The organism is Amycolatopsis sp. NPDC051061 (genome assembly GCF_040682935.1).
Taxonomy (GTDB): Bacteria; Actinomycetota; Actinomycetes; order Mycobacteriales; family Pseudonocardiaceae; genus Amycolatopsis.
This window is the reverse complement of sequence record NZ_JBFBBZ010000016.1, coordinates 77,867-94,508: the sequence shown is the minus strand read 5'-3', so window position 1 is coordinate 94,508 and position 16,642 is coordinate 77,867. Positions and strand designations below refer to the sequence as shown.

Annotated in this window: 16 protein-coding genes; 6 read left to right on the top strand and 10 right to left on the bottom strand. The window is 70.5% G+C overall.

What is annotated here, in order from left to right; translation table 11 throughout:
• Window position 1: 1 nt before the first annotated feature.
• A complete protein-coding gene (locus tag AB0N03_RS22790) occupies window positions 2-1,231 on the top strand; it encodes an MFS transporter (protein ID WP_364375042.1) in 1,230 nt (409 codons plus the stop codon).
• Window positions 1,228-2,172 (top strand): hypothetical protein, encoded by a 945-nt coding sequence (locus tag AB0N03_RS22785; RefSeq protein ID WP_364375039.1) that lies wholly within the window; start codon window positions 1,228-1,230, stop codon window positions 2,170-2,172. The genes AB0N03_RS22790 and AB0N03_RS22785 overlap by 4 nt, the downstream gene beginning before the upstream one ends.
• On the opposite strand, the gene AB0N03_RS22780 is transcribed toward AB0N03_RS22785, so the two are convergent.
• The gene (locus AB0N03_RS22780; protein ID WP_364375036.1) at window positions 2,162-2,734 is read right to left on the bottom strand and encodes a TetR/AcrR family transcriptional regulator; all 573 of its coding nucleotides are present in this window, start codon (window positions 2,732-2,734) and stop codon (window positions 2,162-2,164) included. The two genes, AB0N03_RS22785 and AB0N03_RS22780, sit on opposite strands and share 11 nt — an antisense overlap.
• A gap of 78 nt (window positions 2,735-2,812) precedes the next feature.
• On the opposite strand from AB0N03_RS22780, the gene AB0N03_RS22775 reads away from it, so the two are divergent.
• Window positions 2,813-4,204 (top strand): cytochrome P450, encoded by a 1,392-nt coding sequence (locus AB0N03_RS22775; protein WP_364375033.1) that lies wholly within the window; start codon window positions 2,813-2,815, stop codon window positions 4,202-4,204.
• Here AB0N03_RS22775 and iolD read toward each other — a convergent pair.
• The 7 genes from iolD to AB0N03_RS22740 form a co-directional block, all read right to left on the bottom strand.
• Window positions 4,175-6,010, bottom strand: a complete 1,836-nt coding sequence (iolD, locus tag AB0N03_RS22770) for a 3D-(3,5/4)-trihydroxycyclohexane-1,2-dione acylhydrolase (decyclizing) (protein WP_364375030.1) — start codon at window positions 6,008-6,010, stop codon at window positions 4,175-4,177. The genes AB0N03_RS22775 and iolD overlap by 30 nt on opposite strands.
• Window positions 6,007-6,897, bottom strand: coding sequence for a 5-deoxy-glucuronate isomerase (gene iolB, locus AB0N03_RS22765; protein ID WP_364375027.1), 891 nt, complete (start codon window positions 6,895-6,897; stop codon window positions 6,007-6,009). The genes iolD and iolB overlap by 4 nt, the downstream gene beginning before the upstream one ends.
• A gap of 142 nt (window positions 6,898-7,039) precedes the next feature.
• A complete protein-coding gene (gene iolC, locus AB0N03_RS22760) occupies window positions 7,040-7,969 on the bottom strand; it encodes a 5-dehydro-2-deoxygluconokinase (protein WP_364375024.1) in 930 nt (309 codons plus the stop codon).
• 34 nt (window positions 7,970-8,003) lie between these two features.
• Complete coding sequence (locus tag AB0N03_RS22755) at window positions 8,004-8,783, bottom strand: ATP-binding cassette domain-containing protein (RefSeq protein WP_364375021.1); 780 nt, start codon at window positions 8,781-8,783, stop codon at window positions 8,004-8,006.
• On the bottom strand, window positions 8,780-9,811 hold the full coding sequence (locus AB0N03_RS22750) for an ABC transporter permease (RefSeq protein WP_364375343.1): 1,032 nt from the start codon (window positions 9,809-9,811) through the stop codon (window positions 8,780-8,782). The genes AB0N03_RS22755 and AB0N03_RS22750 overlap by 4 nt, the downstream gene beginning before the upstream one ends.
• Window positions 9,812-9,888: 77 nt before the next feature.
• On the bottom strand, window positions 9,889-10,884 hold the full coding sequence (locus AB0N03_RS22745) for a sugar ABC transporter substrate-binding protein (protein ID WP_364375018.1): 996 nt from the start codon (window positions 10,882-10,884) through the stop codon (window positions 9,889-9,891).
• A gap of 20 nt (window positions 10,885-10,904) precedes the next feature.
• Window positions 10,905-11,783, bottom strand: a complete 879-nt coding sequence (locus AB0N03_RS22740; protein WP_364375015.1) for a TIM barrel protein — start codon at window positions 11,781-11,783, stop codon at window positions 10,905-10,907.
• Window positions 11,784-11,897: 114 nt separating this feature from the next.
• Between AB0N03_RS22740 and AB0N03_RS22735 the strand changes: the two genes are divergently transcribed.
• A complete protein-coding gene (locus AB0N03_RS22735) occupies window positions 11,898-12,917 on the top strand; it encodes a LacI family DNA-binding transcriptional regulator (RefSeq protein WP_364375012.1) in 1,020 nt (339 codons plus the stop codon).
• On the top strand, window positions 12,914-13,912 hold the full coding sequence (locus AB0N03_RS22730; protein WP_364375009.1) for a Gfo/Idh/MocA family oxidoreductase: 999 nt from the start codon (window positions 12,914-12,916) through the stop codon (window positions 13,910-13,912). The genes AB0N03_RS22735 and AB0N03_RS22730 overlap by 4 nt, the downstream gene beginning before the upstream one ends.
• Here AB0N03_RS22730 and AB0N03_RS22725 read toward each other — a convergent pair.
• Together AB0N03_RS22725 and asnB are read right to left on the bottom strand one after the other, a co-directional pair.
• The gene (locus AB0N03_RS22725; RefSeq protein ID WP_364375006.1) at window positions 13,909-14,247 is read right to left on the bottom strand and encodes a hypothetical protein; all 339 of its coding nucleotides are present in this window, start codon (window positions 14,245-14,247) and stop codon (window positions 13,909-13,911) included. The genes AB0N03_RS22730 and AB0N03_RS22725 overlap by 4 nt on opposite strands.
• A gap of 34 nt (window positions 14,248-14,281) precedes the next feature.
• Window positions 14,282-16,123 (bottom strand): asparagine synthase (glutamine-hydrolyzing), encoded by a 1,842-nt coding sequence (gene asnB, locus AB0N03_RS22720; RefSeq protein ID WP_364375003.1) that lies wholly within the window; start codon window positions 16,121-16,123, stop codon window positions 14,282-14,284.
• Between the two features lie 397 nt (window positions 16,124-16,520).
• Here asnB and kdpF point away from each other — a divergent pair, with 397 nt between their 5' ends.
• Window positions 16,521-16,622 carry a K(+)-transporting ATPase subunit F gene (gene kdpF, locus AB0N03_RS22715; protein WP_247062298.1) on the top strand — a complete coding sequence of 34 codons (102 nt, stop codon included), beginning with the start codon at window positions 16,521-16,523 and terminating at the stop codon, window positions 16,620-16,622.
• The last annotated feature ends 20 nt before the right edge of the window (window positions 16,623-16,642 follow it).

Genomic DNA, 16,642 nt, shown 5'->3' with positions numbered 1-16,642 from the left:
CATGTACATCGCGGCAAGCCGTACCTCGGACCTGGCGGCGGGCACCGACCGGAAACCCGCGCTGAAACGCGTCTCCGCCAACGTGGTGGCGCTCGGCGTGGTCAGCCTGGTCACCGACGTCTCTTCGGAGATGGTCACCGCCGTCCTCCCGCTCTACCTGGTGCTCGGCCTCGGCCTGAACCCGCTGCAGTTCGGGCTGCTCGACGGGCTCTACGCGGGCGCCACGGCCCTCGTGCGGGTGCTCGGCGGGCACCTCGCCGACCGGTGGCGGCGGCTCAAGGCCGTCGCCGGGTTCGGGTACGGCTTGTCCGCGGTGTGCAAGCTCGGCCTGGTCGCGGCCGGCTCGTCGGTCGCGGCGATCGGCGTCGTCCTCGCCGCCGACCGCACCGGCAAGGGCCTGCGGACCGCCCCGCGCGACGCCCTGATCTCGCTCAGCAGCACGCCGGACGCGCTCGGGCGGTCGTTCGGCGTGCACCGCGCGCTCGACACCGTCGGCGCGTTCCTCGGCCCCCTCGTGGCGATGGCCGTGCTCGCCCTGAGCCTCGGCAGCTACACGAGCGTGTTCTTCACCAGCTTCTGCGTCGCCGCGATCGCCGTCCTGCTGCTCGCTTTGTTCGTCCGCGACCACCCCGGCGGCGTCGATCGCGCCGCGGTGTCGCTGCGAACGGCGGCAGGTCTCCTCAAGCAGAGCGACTTCCGGCGCGTGACGATCTGGGCGGCACTGCTCGGCCTGGTGACGGTCGGCGATTCGTTCGTCTACCTCGCCCTGCAGCGGCGCTGGGAGATCGCGGCGACGTTCTTCCCGCTGCTGCCGCTGGGCACCGCCGGGGTCTACCTCGTCCTGGCCGTGCCGCTTGGCAAACTCGCCGACCGCGTCGGCCGCTGGCCGGTGTTCCTCGGCGGGCACGTCGCGCTGTGCCTGGCCCTCGTGCTGCTCTGCGGGCCCGCCGCGCTGGTGTTCGCGGTCGTGGCGCTCGGCCTGCACGGAGTGTTCTACGCGGCCACCGACGGCGTCCTCATGGCCGCCGCCGGCCCGCTCATCCCGGCGCCCCTGCGCGCCACCGGGATGGCCGTCGTGCAGACCGGGCAGGCCGTGGCCCGCATGCTCTCGTCTGTCCTCTTCGGACTGGCCTGGACGCTCTGGGACCTGCGGCCCGCGGTGCTCGTCGCCGCGGTCGGCCTGGCCGTCGTCGCCCTCGCCGCCGCTCTCGTGAAACCGGTGCGCCCGTGAAGAAACTCGCCCTCGCCCTCCTCGGCACGGTGCTCCTGATCGCCGCGGCCGTCGTCTACACCGTCAGCGCCCGCCACGACACCGCGGACGCCGAACCCGCCGCCCAGCTCACGCTGAGCCCTGGTCAGCTGCTGTTCCGCGACACCGCCACCGGCCGCGTCGGCGCGGTACCACTCAAGGACAACGCGAAGAAACCCCAGCTCAGCGGGCTGAAGTGCGACCGGTTCGCGGTGGCGAAGCAGACCGCGGTGTGCCTGGCCGTCCGGCCGGGGACGCTCCCGGCGGTGACCGACGTCCTCGTCCTCGACGACCACCTCGCCGTCCGCCACACCGAGTCCCTGCCGGGAACGCCGAGCCGCGCCCGCGTGTCCCCGGACGGCAAGCGCGTCTACTGGACGCTGTTCGTCACCGGCGATTCGTACGCGCAGACCGGCTTTTCGACGCGCGCGGGACTCTACGAGGTCGACACCGGACGGCTCGTCAAGACGATCGAAGAGCTTCCGGTGTTCGTCGGCGACCAGCGGTACTTCGCGGCCGACGTCAACTACTGGGGCATCACGTTCGCCCCGGACGGCAACCGCTTCTACGCGACCCTCGGCAGCAAGGGCAAGACCTACCTCGTCGAGGCCGACTACCGGCGCTACCGCGGGAAAACCCTGCGGGAGAACGTCGAATGCCCATCGCTGTCGCCGGACGCCACTCGGATCGCCTTCAAGAAGAAGACGGGCGACGGCGCCTGGCGGCTGTCGGTCCTGGACCTGAAGACGATGCAGGAGACCGAACTGGCGGAACAGCGGAGCGTCGACGACCAGGCGCTCTGGCAGGACGACCACACCGTCCTCTACGGGCTGGACAACGCCGTCTGGGCGGTCCTGGCGGACGGCTCCGGCGCGCCGCGAAAACTGGCCGCGAACGCCGCGTCGCCGGCCGTCACGGGGTGACGCCGACCGCCGCGAACAACGTCCGCACGCCCAGGTCCCGCAGCTCTTCCTGGGTGATCGTCGGCTGGTCCAGCCACTCGAGGATGGTCGTCGCGACGAACGCCAGCCAGCCGCGGACGGCCAGCCGCGTCACCTCGGTGACCGGCGTCAGGGGGCTCAGCGCGGTCAGGATGCGAGCCGCGTTCGCGGCCATCCCGGCCTCGCGGATCTCCTGGATCTCGCGGTCGGCACCGCTCGCGGCGCGGTGCACGATCCGGTAGCCGTCCGGGTGCGTCCGCGCGAACTCGAGGTACACGTCGAGCCCGGCCCGCAGCTGCTCCGCCACGGGCAGCGCCGGGTCGGGCTCGCTCATTTCCAGCAGCTGGTCGCGTTGCGCGCGGACGATCGAAGCGAAGAAGTCCTTCTTCGTCGGGAAGTAGTGGTACAGCAGGCCGCGCGAGACCTGCGCGATCTCGGCGACCTCCTCGATCCACACCTCGTCGTACGGCCGCTTCGCGAACAAGCCCGCCCCGATCGTGAGGAGCTGCTCGCGCCGCTGCTCGGTGCTCAGCCTCGTCCGCATCCCCCGACCTTACTTGACACGGGTTCAGTAGCGGGGGATCGTGACCCTATTGGATACGGGTTCAATAGGGGGTACGCCGTGGACACCACCGGGCTTCCGCACCGGCCGGGCCGGCTGCCGGTGGTCGGCGACCTGATCGGGGCCAACCCGCGCACGCCGCTGCAGGACACGCTGCGCATCGGCCAACGACTGGGCCCGATCTTCACGCGCAAGATCTTCGGCTTCGAGATCGTCTTCGTCGGCGGCGTCGACCTCGTCACCGAGCTGAACGACGAGACGAAGTTCGGCAAGCACGTCGGCATGGGCATCGAGAACCTGCGCGCGCTGGCCGGTGACGGGCTCTTCACCGCGCACACCCACGAGCCGAACTGGCGGCTCGCACACGACATCCTGCAGCCGGCCTTCTCCGCCGAGGCGATGCGCCGCTACCACCCGGTGATGCTGGACGTCGCCCGCGAGCTGGTCACGCGCTGGGACGCCGCGAGCGGGCCGGTCGACGTCTCCGCCGACATGACGCGGTTGACCTTGGAGACGATCGGTCTCGCCGGGTTCGGCTACCGGTTCGGCTCGTTCGAGCGCGCCGAACCACACCCGTTCGTCACGGCGATGATCCGCTCGCTGCGGTACGCGCAGCTGCAGAACGTCAAGCTCCCGTTCGTGCGACGCGCGTTCGCCGGCACGGCCGAGCAGAACCGGGCCGACATCGCGACCATGACGGACCTGGTCGACGAGGTCATCGACGAACGTCGCCGCAGTGGTGAGGAGAGCCGGGACCTGCTCGGCCTGATGCTCACCGAAGGCCACCCGATGACGGGGGAGCGCCTGGACCCGGTGAACATCCGCAACCAGGCCATCACGTTCGTCGTCGCGGGCCACGAGACGACGTCCGGCGCGCTGTCGTTCGCGTTGTACTACCTGACGCGCCACCCCGAGCTGCTGGCGAAGGCCCGCGCCGAGGTCGACGCGGTGTGGGGTGACCGCGAGCCCGCCTTCGGAGACGTCGCGAAGCTGCGTTACGTGCGTCGCTGCCTCGACGAGGCGATGCGGCTCTGGCCGACCGCGCCGGGTTACTCGCGCGAAGCACGCGAAGACGTCGTGCTCGGCGGGAATCACCCGATGCGCAAGGGCGACTGGGTGATCGTGCCCCTGCCTTTGGTGCACCGTGATCCCGCGGTCTGGCCGGACCCGGAGGAGTTCGACCCGGACCGCTTCGAGCCCGCCGCGGTGAAGAAGCGGCCGGCTCAGGCGTACAAGCCGTTCGGCACGGGCGAGCGCGCCTGCATCGGCCGCCAGTTCGCGCTGCACGAAGCCGTGCTGGCGCTGGGAATGGTGCTGCAGCGCTACGACTTCGAGGTGGATCCTTCCTACGAACTCAAGATCGTGGAGTCGTTGACGCTCAAGCCCAGCGGGTTCACCTTGCGGCCTCGCGTCCGGGCGAACCTAGGAACGCAGGTAACGCACCTGTCCTGACTTGGAGCGGTCGTACTCGTCCCGGCCCGCGAGGTGCTCGGGCACGCCGACCTCCCACCACGCGCCGGCCTCGGTCCACGACGACGGCTGCGTCTTCACCACGACCACCGCCGGCCGCCGCTCGGCCACGGCCGCTTCCCTCGCCGCAGCGTAAGCAGTGCGCAGTGAGTCCACATCGGACGCCGGGAACACCAGGCAGCCCAGCGATTCCGCGTGCCGGGCGAAGTCTACTCGCGGCGGCGAAGCGTGCGACGTAGTGCAGTCGGCGTAGAAGTTGTTGAACGGCTTCCCGCCCTGCCCCTCCTGAAGCCGCGCGATCACCGCGTACCCGTCGTTGTCGCAGACGACCGCGACGAACGGGTGACCGGCGAAAGCGGCCGAGAACAGCTCGGAGTTCAGCATCAGGTACGAGCCGTCGCCCAGCAAGGTCGTCACCAGGCCCGGATGCGCGATCGCCGCACCCCACGCGCCGGACAGCTCGTAGCCCATGCACGAAAAGCCGTACTCGACGTCCATCGAGATCGAGCCGGAGCCACGCCAGCCGCCGATCAGCTCGCCCGGCAGCCCGCCGGACGCCGTCATGACGTAGTCGTCCGGCGCCGACAGATCGTTCACCACGCCCACGACCTGCGCGTACGACGGCAGGGACCCCTGACCAGAGCGCAGCGAATCGACGTGCGCGTCCCAGGACGCCCGCTCGGCCGCAGCCCGGGACGTCCACTCCGGGTCGACCCGCCAGCTCTCCAGCTGCGCACCCAGGTCGACCAGCCCGGCGTCGGCGTCCCCGACGACCGAGAGAGCACCGTGCTTCACCGCGTCGAACCGGGCCGCGTTAAGCGCGACCAGGCGGACGTCGGGGGAGAAGACCGTCCACGACGCCGTCGTGAAGTCCTGCAGCCGCGTCCCGACGGCCAGGACGACGTCGGCCGCGGCCGCGAGGACGTTCGCCGACGTCGAACCCGTGACGCCCAGCGGCCCCGCGTGCAGGTCATGCGTGTGCGGCACCAGCGTGCGGCCGGCGGTGGTCTCCACCAGCGGGATCCCGTGCCGCTCGGCGAAGTCCAGCCCACGCCGCCCGGCGCCGGAGTACCGGACGCCGCCGCCGAGCACGAGCAGTGGACGGCGGGAAGCACGCAGCACTCCCGCGGCCTCGGTGACCGAACGCCGGTCCGGACGCGGCCGCAGCGGCCGGTGCGTCACCGGCTCGAACAGCGCGTCCGGGAAGTCGTACGTCTCCGCCTGGACGTCCTGCGGCAGCGCCAGGACCGCGGGCCCGCTGTCCGCCGGGTCCGTGAGCACCCGCGCGACCTGCGGCAACGTCGAGAGCAGCTGCTCGGGCCGGGTGATCCGGTCGAAGTAGCGGCTGACCGCGCGGAAGGCGTCGTTGACGGTCGCGGTCGCGTCGCCGAAGGGTTCGATCTGCTGCAGCACCGGGTCCGGCGCGCGGCTGGTGAACGTGTCGCCGGGCAGGAGCAGCACCGGCAGCCGGTTCGCGTGCGCGACCCCGGCCGCGGTGACCATGTTCAGCGCGCCCGGCCCGATCGACGACGTCACGACGCCGACCTGCCGCCGGTGCGTGGCCTTCGCGTACCCGACGGCGGCGAGCGCCATGCCCTGTTCGGTGTGTCCGCGCCACACGGGGATCTCGCCGCGGTGCTCCTCCAGAGCCGTGCCGAGGCCGAGGACGTTGCCGTGCCCGAAGATCGCGAAGACGCCGGGGAAGAGCGGGACTTCGCGCCCGTCCAGGATTTCCGAGCGCTGGGCGAGGATCCAGCGGACCAGCGCCTGAGCCGTCGTCAGCTTCACCGGACACGTCCTTCGTGGCTCGTCACCGGGCAGCGCGGATCCAGTTCCTGCGCCTCCCACGTCTCGCGGACCCAGCCGTGCGCGGGGTCGTCGCAGAACGCCATGGACCGTTCGCCGGCCGGCCCGGCCAGGATGTTCAGGTAGTACATCGGGTAGCCCGGCGCGGCGACGCATGGCCCGTGGTAGCCGCGCGGGATCAGGAAGACGTCGTGGTCGCGCACCGCGACGTCTTCATCGAGCTCGCCGTCGGTCGTGTACGTCCGGTGCAGGCCGAACCCCTCGCGCGACGGCGTCACCCCGTCGCGGCCGGCGACGCGGAAGTAGTAGATTTCCTCGTTGACGACCTCGCACTTGCTCGCTTCGTCGTGCTTGTGCGGCGGGTACGACGACCAGTTGCCGCCCGGCGTGATCAGCTCGCACGCGTTGAGCTTGTCGGCGTGGTCCCACACCCCGGGCACGCCGAAGTTGGTCACCTGCCGCGTGGCCTGCCCGGCGCCGCGCACCTCGACCGGCACGTCTTCGGCAGGTCCATACGCCGGCGCGAGGCGGCGGGTGCAGCGGGCCATCGGCAGCGCGACCTCGAGGCCGTTCACTGTCGACAACTCGACTTCGGCTTCGCGCGGGACGTAGGCGAAGTCCGTGACGCGGGTGAAGACCGAGTCCCGGCCCCGGAGTTCGAAGACCTGGCCGTCGACGCGGACGGTCGCCGAACCGGCCAGAGGCAGCACGAACGCCTCGAACTCGCCGGTGTGCAGGATCCGCACCTCGCCGGGGGCCAGGGAGAGCACCCGCAGGCCGCAGTAGGCCCAGCCCGCGGTGTCGGGAGTGAGCCGGACCGGGTCGGCGTCGTCGGACAGTGTCCCGAGTGGACGGTGCAGCTTGCTCACTTCGCGGCCTCCAAGGCTTTCGCGGCGGCTGTAGGGGAGTGGTTCGACCATCGCCACCAGCCCGTACGCGGCCAGGTCGGTGACGGCGTCGGCGCAAGCCCGCAGCGTCGGGATGGTGCCCGGGTCGGAGTCGACGAGCCGATCACAGCAGCTCCTCGATCTCCTCCGCGGTGGGCATCGCGTCGGCGCAGGCGAGCCGGGACGCGACGAGCGCGCCCGCGGCGTTCGCGTACGCCGCGATCCGCACCGGGTCCCAGCCGGACAGCAGACCGTGGATCAGCGCGCCGCCGAAGCCGTCGCCGGCGCCGAGCCCGCAGACGACCTCGACGCGTTGCGGCGGGACCGTCCACCGGCCCTCCGGTGTCGCCACGAGCACGCCGTCGGCGCCCTTCTTGATCACCGCGAGCCGCAGCCCGCGGTCGAGCAGGCGGTCCGCGGCGGCGTCCGGATCCGCGGTGCCGACGGCGACCTCCACCTCGGTCCGGTTGCCGACCGCGACCGTGACGTGGTCGAGCATCGCACCGATCTCTTCTTCGGCTTGCTCCACCGAAGGCCAGAACATCGGCCGGTAGTCGAGGTCCAGCACGGTGTGCTCACGACGTCCCCGCGCTTCGAGAATCTTCCGCTGGGTCGCGCGGGCGGGTTCGGCGGACACACCGGTGCCGGTGACCCACAGCAGCGGCACCGACGTGACGACGTCCCAGGGCACGTCCTCGTCGGTGAGCGTCAGGTCCGGGGCGATCGGGGAGCGGTAGAACAGCAGCGGCGGGTCCGCGGGCGGGTTCAGCTCGCAGAACACCACCGGCGTCTGGAGATCTTCGGAAGTGCCCACGTAAGCCGGCGAGACGCCGAAGCCGTCGAGGGCTTGGCGGACGTAGTCGCCGAAGCCGTCCGGGCCGACCTTGGTCAGCACAGCCGTGCGCCGGCCGAGCCGCGCGGCGGCGACCGCGACGTTGGTCGCGGTCCCGCCGAGCGACTTGGCGAACGTGCTGACCTGGGCCAGGGGGACGCCGCTTTGCTCCGGATAGAGGTCGACGCCCACCCGGCCGATCGTCAGCGCTTCGATAGCCATTCCGCCTCCGCGGGAAAGGGTGCGTCGGCGGGCGTCACTTCTTCTCCACCTGCCGCAGCTCGTGTTCGAGGGCTTCCAGCTCAGCACCGCCCGCCATCTGCCGGGTCAATTCGTTGATGTCGATGTCCTTCTTCTCGTACGACCCGAGCGGCGCACCCCGCTTGAGCAGCAGGAACCGGTCGGCGACGGGATAGGCGTGGTGCGGGTTGTGCGTGATCAGCACGACGCCGAGCCCGCGGTCACGAGCCTGCGCGACGTACTTGAGCACCACCCCGGCCTGCTTCACACCCAACGCCGCGGTCGGCTCGTCGAGGATCAGCACCTTCGCGCCGAAGTACACCGCCCGCGCGATCGCGACGCACTGGCGTTCACCGCCCGAGAGCGTCCCGACCGGCTGCTCGACGTCCCGCAGGTCGATGCCCATGTCGAACAACGCCTGCTTGGTCGTCTCCCGGCCCTTCTTCCGGTCGAGCATCTTGAACGGGCCGAACCCGGTCGTCGGCTCGGAGCCGAGGAAGAAGTTCCGCCAGACGCTCATCAGCGGCACCACGGCGAGGTCCTGGTACACGGTCGCGATGCCGCGGTCGAGGGCCTCGCGCGGCGAGGCGAACCGCACCGGCTCGCCGTCCACGAGGAAGTCGCCGCGGTCGTGCTGGTGCACCCCGGACAGGATCTTGATCAGCGTCGACTTCCCGGCGCCGTTGTCGCCGAGCACGCAGGTCACCTCGCCGGCGTTGACCACAGTGGACACATCGCGCAGCGCGATGACGCTGCCGTAGGTCTTCCCGATGTCCCTGACTTCGATGAGGCTCATCGCCGGACCCTTTCCGCGCGGCGCCGGAAGGCGTTGTTCACCAGGACCGCGGCCAGCAGCATGATGCCGAGGAACAGCATGAACCAGTCGCTGTTCCACTGCGCGAACACGATGCCCTGGCGCGCCATGCCGAAGATCAGCGCGCCGATCGCCGCGCCCACCGCCGAGCCGTACCCGCCGGTGAGCAGGCAGCCGCCGATCACCGCCGCGATGATGTACTGGAATTCCAGCCCGATGCCCTGGTTGGCCTGCACGCTGGCGAAGCGCAGGATGTTGATCGAGCCGACCAGCCACGCGCCGAGCGCGGTGCCCATGAACAGCAGGATCTTCGTGCGCACCACCGGCACGCCGACCGAGCGGGCCGACACCTGCGACCCGCCGACCGCGAAGATCCAGTTGCCGAACCGGGTCCGCATCAGCAGCCACGCGGCGATCGCCGTGACGACGATCCACCAGATGATCGACGACTGGAACTCGGTGCCGCCGATGCTGAACGTGGACGCGAACAGGCCGCCGGCGGACTCGTAACCGCTGGTCGAGCGCATGCCCGAGACCTGGACGGTGTTGGTCACCCAGCGCGTCACGCCGAGGTTGAGCCCCTGCAGGGCGAGGAACGAACCCAGCGTGACGATGAAGCTGGGCAGCCCGGTCTTCATCACCAGCCAGCCGTTGAACGCGCCGACGCCGAGCGCGAACACGAGCGACACCAGCAGCGCGAGCCAGACGTTCCACCCCGCCTGCGTCGCCAGGATCGCCGTGACCAGCGACGTCGACGCCGTCATCACGCCGGCCGAGAGGTCGAACTCGCCGCCGACCATGAGCAGCGCGACCACGACGGCCATGATGCCCAGGGTCGAGGAGTCGTCGAGCCAGGTCGCCACGCCCAGCGGGCTGAGGAACTGGCCGGTGACGACGGAGAAGAAGACGAACACGAGCACGGCGCCGAGCAGCGCGCCGATCTCGGGCCGCACGACCAGCCGGTCGGTCAGGCTCTTCTTCCCCACGCGTTCGTCGGGATGTGCCTGGATCCCACCCGCCTTCGGGGGGTCCAGGGGGGCTTGCCCCCCGGCCGGGGTCTGGGGCTCGGCCCCAGAAGATGCCGCGGTCATCGCGTGCCGCGCTCCGCGTACGGAGCCACGGTGTCGATGGTGGTCTTGTCGACGAAGCCGGGGCCGGTCTGCACCGGGTGGCCGCCGCCGATGGTGTTGCCGTTCTCCTTGTACAGCTTGAGGAACACGATCGGCAGGTAGCCCTGCTCGTACTGCTGCTGGTCTACGGCGAACAGGATCGTGCCGGCCTTGATGGCCGCGACGACGTCGGCGTTCAGGTCGAACGTCGCCACCTGCGCCTTGGAGCTCGCTTCCTTGGCCGCGTCCACCGCGCGGGCCGCGACCTGCGAGTTCAGCGCCAGCACGGCGTCGATCGACGGGTCGGACTGCAGCGCGCCGCGGATCCGCGCCTGCGCGTCGGTCGGGTTGGAGATGTCGACCTGCAGCGTCGTGACGTTGCCGAAGGTCTGCTTCGCGCCGTCGCAGCGCTGGTTCTGGCCGATGTTGCCGGCCTCGTGGATGACGCACAGCAGCTTCGTCTTGCCGGCCGCCTTGAGCCGCTGGCCCGCGCCCTGGCCCGCGAGGCCCTCGCTCTGGCCGACGTGCGCGATCGCGCCGAACTGCGCGCTGGAGTCCTCGCCGGAGTTGATGGTGACGACCGGGATGCCGGCCTTGACCGCGTTCTGGATCGACGTCTGTAGCGCCTGGGGGTTCGCCATCGAGACGACCAGGCCACTGACCTTCTGCGCGACGGCGTTGTCGATCAGCCTGGCCTGGTTGCCGGGGTCGCCGTCGGCGAAGTAGTCGACGCCGATGTTGAGGTCCTTGCCCGCCTGCTCGGCGCCGTTCTTGACGACGTTCCAGAAGGCGTCACCGGCGCTGCCGTGCGTGACGACGGCGATCTTCAGCGGGCCGCCCGTGCTCGGGGCCGCGGCGGACGGGGCGCTCGAGCTGCTGGTCGAGTTGTCGGCGCTGGGACCACTGCAGGCGGACAGGACCAGCCCGGTGGCGGCGATCGCCGCCACGCCGGCCAGTTTCTTGATTGAGAACACAGTCACTCCTTTGGGACCATTTATAGGGAGTCGATGATCTTCGCGAGGTGGGCCAGGCTGCGCTCGGTGTCCCGCCGGGGTAGGTCGTCGGGGCTCGAGTCGCCGAGGGCGGTGTCCTGTTCGAGGACGTACCAGCCGTCGTAGCCGGCCGCCTGGACGGAGCGCACCATCGACGCCACGTCCACGTCCCCCTCGCCGAGCGGGGCGTAGATGCCCCGCCCGACCGCGTCGGTGTAGCCGAGCCGGCCCGCGCGGACTTCGGCCGCCAGGTCTGCTCGGACGTCCTTCAGATGCACGTGCCCCACCCGTTCGGGATACCGCTTGGCCAGCTCGACCGGATCCGTCCCGCCGATCATCAGGTGCCCGGTGTCGAGGCACAAGCCGAGATCGGAATCCGCGAGGAACCGCTCGACCTCGGCCTGCTGCTCCACGTGCGTCCCGACGTGCGGGTGCAGCACGGTGCGCAGGCCGAAGGCCCCTGCAACATGGCGGATCTCGCCGGCGGTGCCGACGAGCGTCGCCCATTCGGCGTCGGTGAGCTTCGGGCGTTCGTCGTAACCGTCGAGCCCGGTCGCGGCGGCGAGCACGAGGACGTCACCGCCGCACGCGGCGAACAACGCCGCCGACTCTTCGGCTTCCTCGAGGGCGTTTTCCCGGTTCTCGTGCAGCACGACGGCGAGGAAGCCGCCGACGAGCGTCAGGCCGTGCTTTCCGAGCAGCTCCCGCAGTGCGGCCGGGTCGCGCGGGAGGTACCCGGGCGGCCCCAGCTCGGTCGCTTGGACGCCCAGCTCCGCCATCTCGCCGAGCACGGTCGCCGCGTCCAGCACCCGGCCCCAGCCCGGGACTTCGCAGACGCCCCAGGAGATCGGGGCGGCGGCCACGCGGATCCTCGCTGTCACAAGGGGCCTCCGTTGGTCCGTTGGAGCGCTCTATTGATTAGAGCGCTCTAATCTTGTAGCGTCCGTCACAGCAAGTCAAGGCCGAGTTTCCGGTGATCAGGGGAGGTGCGCCGCATGCGTCCGACCATGGAGGACGTCGCCGCGCGGGCGGGGGTTTCCCGCGCACTCGTCTCACTGGTGATGAGGAATTCACCGAAGGTCTCCGAAGCCCGGCGCGCCGCTGTCCTGCGCGCGGCCGAGGAACTCGGCTACCAGCCGCACGTCATGGCGCGGTCGTTGGCCAGCCGGACGTCCACTGTGCTCGGTGTGATGGTCAACGACCTGCGCAACGCCTTCTTCGCCGACGTCGTCGAAGGGCTGGACGCGGCCGCGCAGGCCGCGGGCTTCGACCTCGTCCTCAACACCGGCGGCCGCAGTCCCGCGCGCGAGGGGAACGCCTTGCGCAGCCTGCTTTCCTTCCGCCCGGCGGGGGTCATCCTGCTTTCGCCGGTCGTGCCCGCGTCGGCCATCGAAGCCGCGGCCCGGCAGTGCCCGGTGGTGCTGGTCTCCCGCACGTCGCGAGCGTCCGGTGTGGACACCGTGAACGACGACGGCGAAGCGGGGTCGGCGCTGGCCGTCGACCACCTCGCCGGCCTGGGGCACCGGCGCATCGCCCACCTCGACGGCGGCGGCGCGGCCGGCGCGGCCCAGCGTCGTCGCGGGTTCCAGGCGGCGATGCGGCGCCACGGCCTGGAGCCGATCGTCGTGCGCAGCGAGCACACCGACACCGCCGGTGAAAAGTCCGTGCGGGAGCTGCTGGCGACGTACTCACGTCTTGAGTTGCCGACCGGTCTGGTGGCGGGCAACGACTTCAACGCCGTCGGCGCGATCTCGGCGCTCGAAGAGGCCGGGTTGCGGGTACCGGAAGACGTCTCGATCGTCGGCTACGACAACACGTCTTTGGCGGCCCTGCGCCACCTCTCACTGACCACAGTGGACCAGCCGCGCACCGAGATGGGCCGGCTGGCCTTCGAAGCACTGGTCGAACGCGTCCGCGGGGAGCGCACGGAGCCCGTCCGGCACCTGCTGCACCCGTCCCTGGTGGTCCGCGCGACCACCGCCCGGTTTTCCGCGACAGGAGGAGTGGCACGATGAGGTTGGGACTGGCGGGCACCGGCCGGATCGGCACCGCGCACGCGGAGACGCTGAAGGGGTTCGACGAGGTGGAGTCGGTCGTGGTGGCCGATGTCGACCCGGCGCGGGCCGCTTCGGTTGCCGCGAAACTCGGGGTCGAATCCGCTTCCCTCGACGAGCTGTTCGCGTCCGGGCTCGACGGCCTGGTCGTCACGGCGGCCACCGACGCGCACCCGGGCCTGATCATCGCGGCGGTCGACGCGGGCATCCCGGTGTTCTGCGAAAAGCCGGTCGCGGCGGACGTCCCCGGCACCCTGGCCGTGATCGACCGGATCGGCGCCTCGGACGTCGGAGTCCAGATCGGCTTCCAGCGCCGGTTCGACGCGGGTTACGCGACCGCGCGGGCCGCGGTCGCCTCGGGCGAGCTGGGATGGCTGCACACCCTGCGCGCGACGACGTTCGACCCGGCGCCCCCGCCGGCGGAGTACGTCGCCCACTCGGGTGGGCTGTTCCGCGACTGCGGGGTCCACGACTTCGACATCATCCGCTGGGTGAGCGGCCGTGAGGTGACCGAGGTGTACGCGATCGGTGCCAACCGCGGCGAGCGGTTCTTCGCGGACGCGGGCGACGTCGACACGGCGGCGGCGACGCTGACCCTGGACGACGGCACGCTGGCCACGGTGTCGCTGACCCGCTACAACGGCGCGGGCTACGACGTGCGCCTCGACGTCCTCGGTTCGGTGTCGGGGGTCGTGGTCGGCCTGGACGACCGGGCGCCGCTGCGGTCGGTGGAGCCGGGAGTGGCCCCGCTGCCGGGGCCGGCGTACCCGGGGTTCATGGAGCGGTTCCGCCCGGCGTACACAACGGAGCTGCGGGCGTTCCTCGACGTCGTCGCAGGCCGGGCGCCTTCACCGTGCGTGGCGGCGGACGCGTTGGAGGCGTTCTACATCGCGGAGGCGTGCGAGCTGTCCCGCCGCGAGCGGCGTCCGGTGCAGTTGGCGGAGGTCCGACGCTAGTCCCGTCGTGAGTGAGAAACAGTGTTCTCACCCTGTTTCTCACTCACGACCAGCCGCGGCAGGATCTCCGTCCGCACGTACTCCAGGGCGTCCCGCTCGGGGAGGATGTGCGGCCCCTGGACCCACGCGACCCCGTGCCGCACGGCCGCGGCCGTGACGCGCTCGCGCAGCGACCCCACGACTCCCGCGCCGAGCACCAGCGCCTCGTAAGCGCCGAGCCGGGCCAGTACCGCTTGCTCCGAGACGACGCCGTCCGCGGCGAAACCCGCCGCGGACAGCGCCGCCGTCACCCTCGAGACCGTGGCCGGGTTGCGGCCGAACAGCAGCACCTTCATGCCGCCCAGCCTCACACCTCAAGGGCGGTCGAGGTCAAGACAGTTCGAGCGTGGGCTGGTACATCTCGATCCAGTGGTACAGGTCGAGCAGCCGATCCAGGCCGACCCGCGCCGCCGGGTTCATGGTCGCCGGGTCCACTTCGGACACGCGGTGCGCCCACGCCTTGTCCACCAGGCCGAACACCTGGTGGCCCGGCTCCGCGAGGACCTCCTTGGTCTGCTGCTGCAACGCCGCCGCGTAGCCCGGGTCCTGCGTCGACGGGTACGGGCTCTTGACCCGCTGAGCGACCGACTCCGGCAGCACGTGCTTGGTAGCGTGCCGCAGGAGGCTCTTCTCCCGGCCGTCGAACGTCTTCAGCGACCACGGAGTGTTGTAGACGTACTCGACCAGCCGGTGGTCGCAGAACGGCACCCGGACCTCCAGGCCCACCGCCATCGACGCGCGGTCCTTGCGGTCGAGCAGCATCCGCACGAAGCGGGTCAGGTGGAGGTTGCAGATGGTCCGCATCCGCGCCTCCTGCGCCGACTCGCCGTCCAGGTGCTCGACGGCGTCGACCGCGGTCCGGTACTGGTCGGCGATGTAGGACTCGAGGTCCAGCTTCTGCCGCAGCTCCGTCGTGTACAGCGACGCCCGCTCGTCCATCATCGACGTGCGGAACGCCAGCCACGGGAACGTGTCCGCGTTGACGGCCTTCTCGTCGTGGAACCAGCGGTAGCCCCCGAACACCTCGTCGGCCGACTCGCCCGACAGCGCCACCGTCGACTCGCCGCGGATCGCCTTGAACAGCAGGTACAGCGACGTGTCCATGTCGCCGAGGCCGGCCGGGATGTCGCGGGCCTTCAGCACCGCGCGCCGCACGGCCGGGTCGCTCAGCTCCGCCGGGTTCAGCATGACGTTCTGGTGCGCCGACCCGACCAGTTCCGCGACGTCGCGGATGTAGGGCGAGTCCGCGGTGTCGCGCATCTCGTCCGGCTTGAAGTTCTCCTCCTGGCCGAAGAAGTCGACGGAGAACGTCCGCAGCTGCTCGCCCTGCTCGGCGAGGTGCGGCGCGGCGAGGCCGGTGACGGCGCTGGAGTCCAAGCCGCCCGACAGCAGCACGCAGCGCGGGACGTCCGCGACGAGCTGGCGGTGCACGATGTCGGTCATCAGCTCGCGCACGCGGGCGACCGTCGTCTCCTGGTCGTCGGTGTGCTGCTTCGCGTCGAGCTTCCAGTACGTGCGGGTGCGGACGCCCTCGCGGGTCACGGTGACGATCGTGCCCGGCTGGACCTCCTCCATGCCCTTCCACAGCGACCAGCCGGGGCGCTTGGTGAACGCCATCAGCTCGCGCATGCCGTCGGTGTCGACGACCTTGCTCGCCAGCGGGTTCGCCAGGATGCCCTTCGGCTCGGAGCCGAACAGGACGCCGTCGCGGGTCGGGTAGTAGTAGAACGGCTTGATGCCCATCCGGTCGCGGATCATCACGAGCCGGTCGTCGCGCTCGTCCCAGATCGCGAACGCGTACATGCCGTTGAGGTGGTCGACGACCTCGTCGCCCCACTGCAGGTAACCGTGCAGCACGACCTCGGTGTCGCTGTCGGTCTCCCACTTGTGCCCGAGCTTCGTCAGCTCTTCCTTCAGCTCGGTGAAGTTGTAGGCCTCACCGCTGTAGACCATGGCGACGTCGCCGTTCGGCGTGTGCACGGACATCGGCTGACGGCCGCCGGGCAGGTCGATGATGGCCAGCCGCCGGTGTCCGAGCGCGACGTGCTTGCGGACCCAGGTGCCCTCGTCGTCCGGGCCGCGGCAGGACATGGTCGCCGTCATGGCGTCGACGACGTCCTGGCGGCGGGTGAGGTCGGCGTCGTAGGAAACCCAGCCGGCGATACCGCACATATGGACCCCTCCTCAGATTTGCTTAGCCGATACAACTATCGGTAACTCAGGTGTAACACGGGCTGAAGATCTTGTCTGCCCGAATTGCACGTTCCGCACTTGTTCGGTCACTCGTTGTGTCGCGAGTCACTAACCAACTGCATACGGTGAGTACTGGGCAAACGTTTGCGTGACGCCCGCCACGGGCCATAAAGACGGCGTAAACGGGTGTCAGGAACGCATCAAGACGCCGTCAGCCGCAGGTCGGGACGCGGTCCCGCAGCCGCACAGTGAACTGTCCGGTCACCGAACCCGGTGACCCGTCTTGAGAGGTGCCTGTGGCCGACTTGCTCTACGCCGTCCTGCTGATCGGCGTGTTCGTGGTGCTCGCGTTGGCGCTGCGCGGGCTGGAGAAGCTGTGAGCGGCGCCGGGACCGTGGCCAACGTCGTCGGCGGGTTGCTGGCGCTCGGTCTGCTCGTCTACCTGTTCGTCGCCTTGATCAGGCCGGAGAAATTCTGATGCGCCCCGACGTACTCACC

Coding starts and splice junctions, on each gene's coding strand:
- AB0N03_RS22755 (WP_364375021.1), bottom strand. CDS start 8,783: ATGAGCCTCATCGAAGTCAGGGACATCGGGAAGACCTACGGCAGCGTC.
- iolC (WP_364375024.1), bottom strand. CDS start 7,969: ATGGCTATCGAAGCGCTGACGATCGGCCGGGTGGGCGTCGACCTCTAT.
- AB0N03_RS22730 (WP_364375009.1), top strand. CDS start 12,914: ATGAGGTTGGGACTGGCGGGCACCGGCCGGATCGGCACCGCGCACGCG.
- asnB (WP_364375003.1), bottom strand. CDS start 16,123: ATGTGCGGTATCGCCGGCTGGGTTTCCTACGACGCCGACCTCACCCGC.
- AB0N03_RS22735 (WP_364375012.1), top strand. CDS start 11,898: ATGCGTCCGACCATGGAGGACGTCGCCGCGCGGGCGGGGGTTTCCCGC.
- AB0N03_RS22790 (WP_364375042.1), top strand. CDS start 2: ATGTACATCGCGGCAAGCCGTACCTCGGACCTGGCGGCGGGCACCGAC.
- AB0N03_RS22780 (WP_364375036.1), bottom strand. CDS start 2,734: ATGCGGACGAGGCTGAGCACCGAGCAGCGGCGCGAGCAGCTCCTCACG.
- AB0N03_RS22725 (WP_364375006.1), bottom strand. CDS start 14,247: ATGAAGGTGCTGCTGTTCGGCCGCAACCCGGCCACGGTCTCGAGGGTG.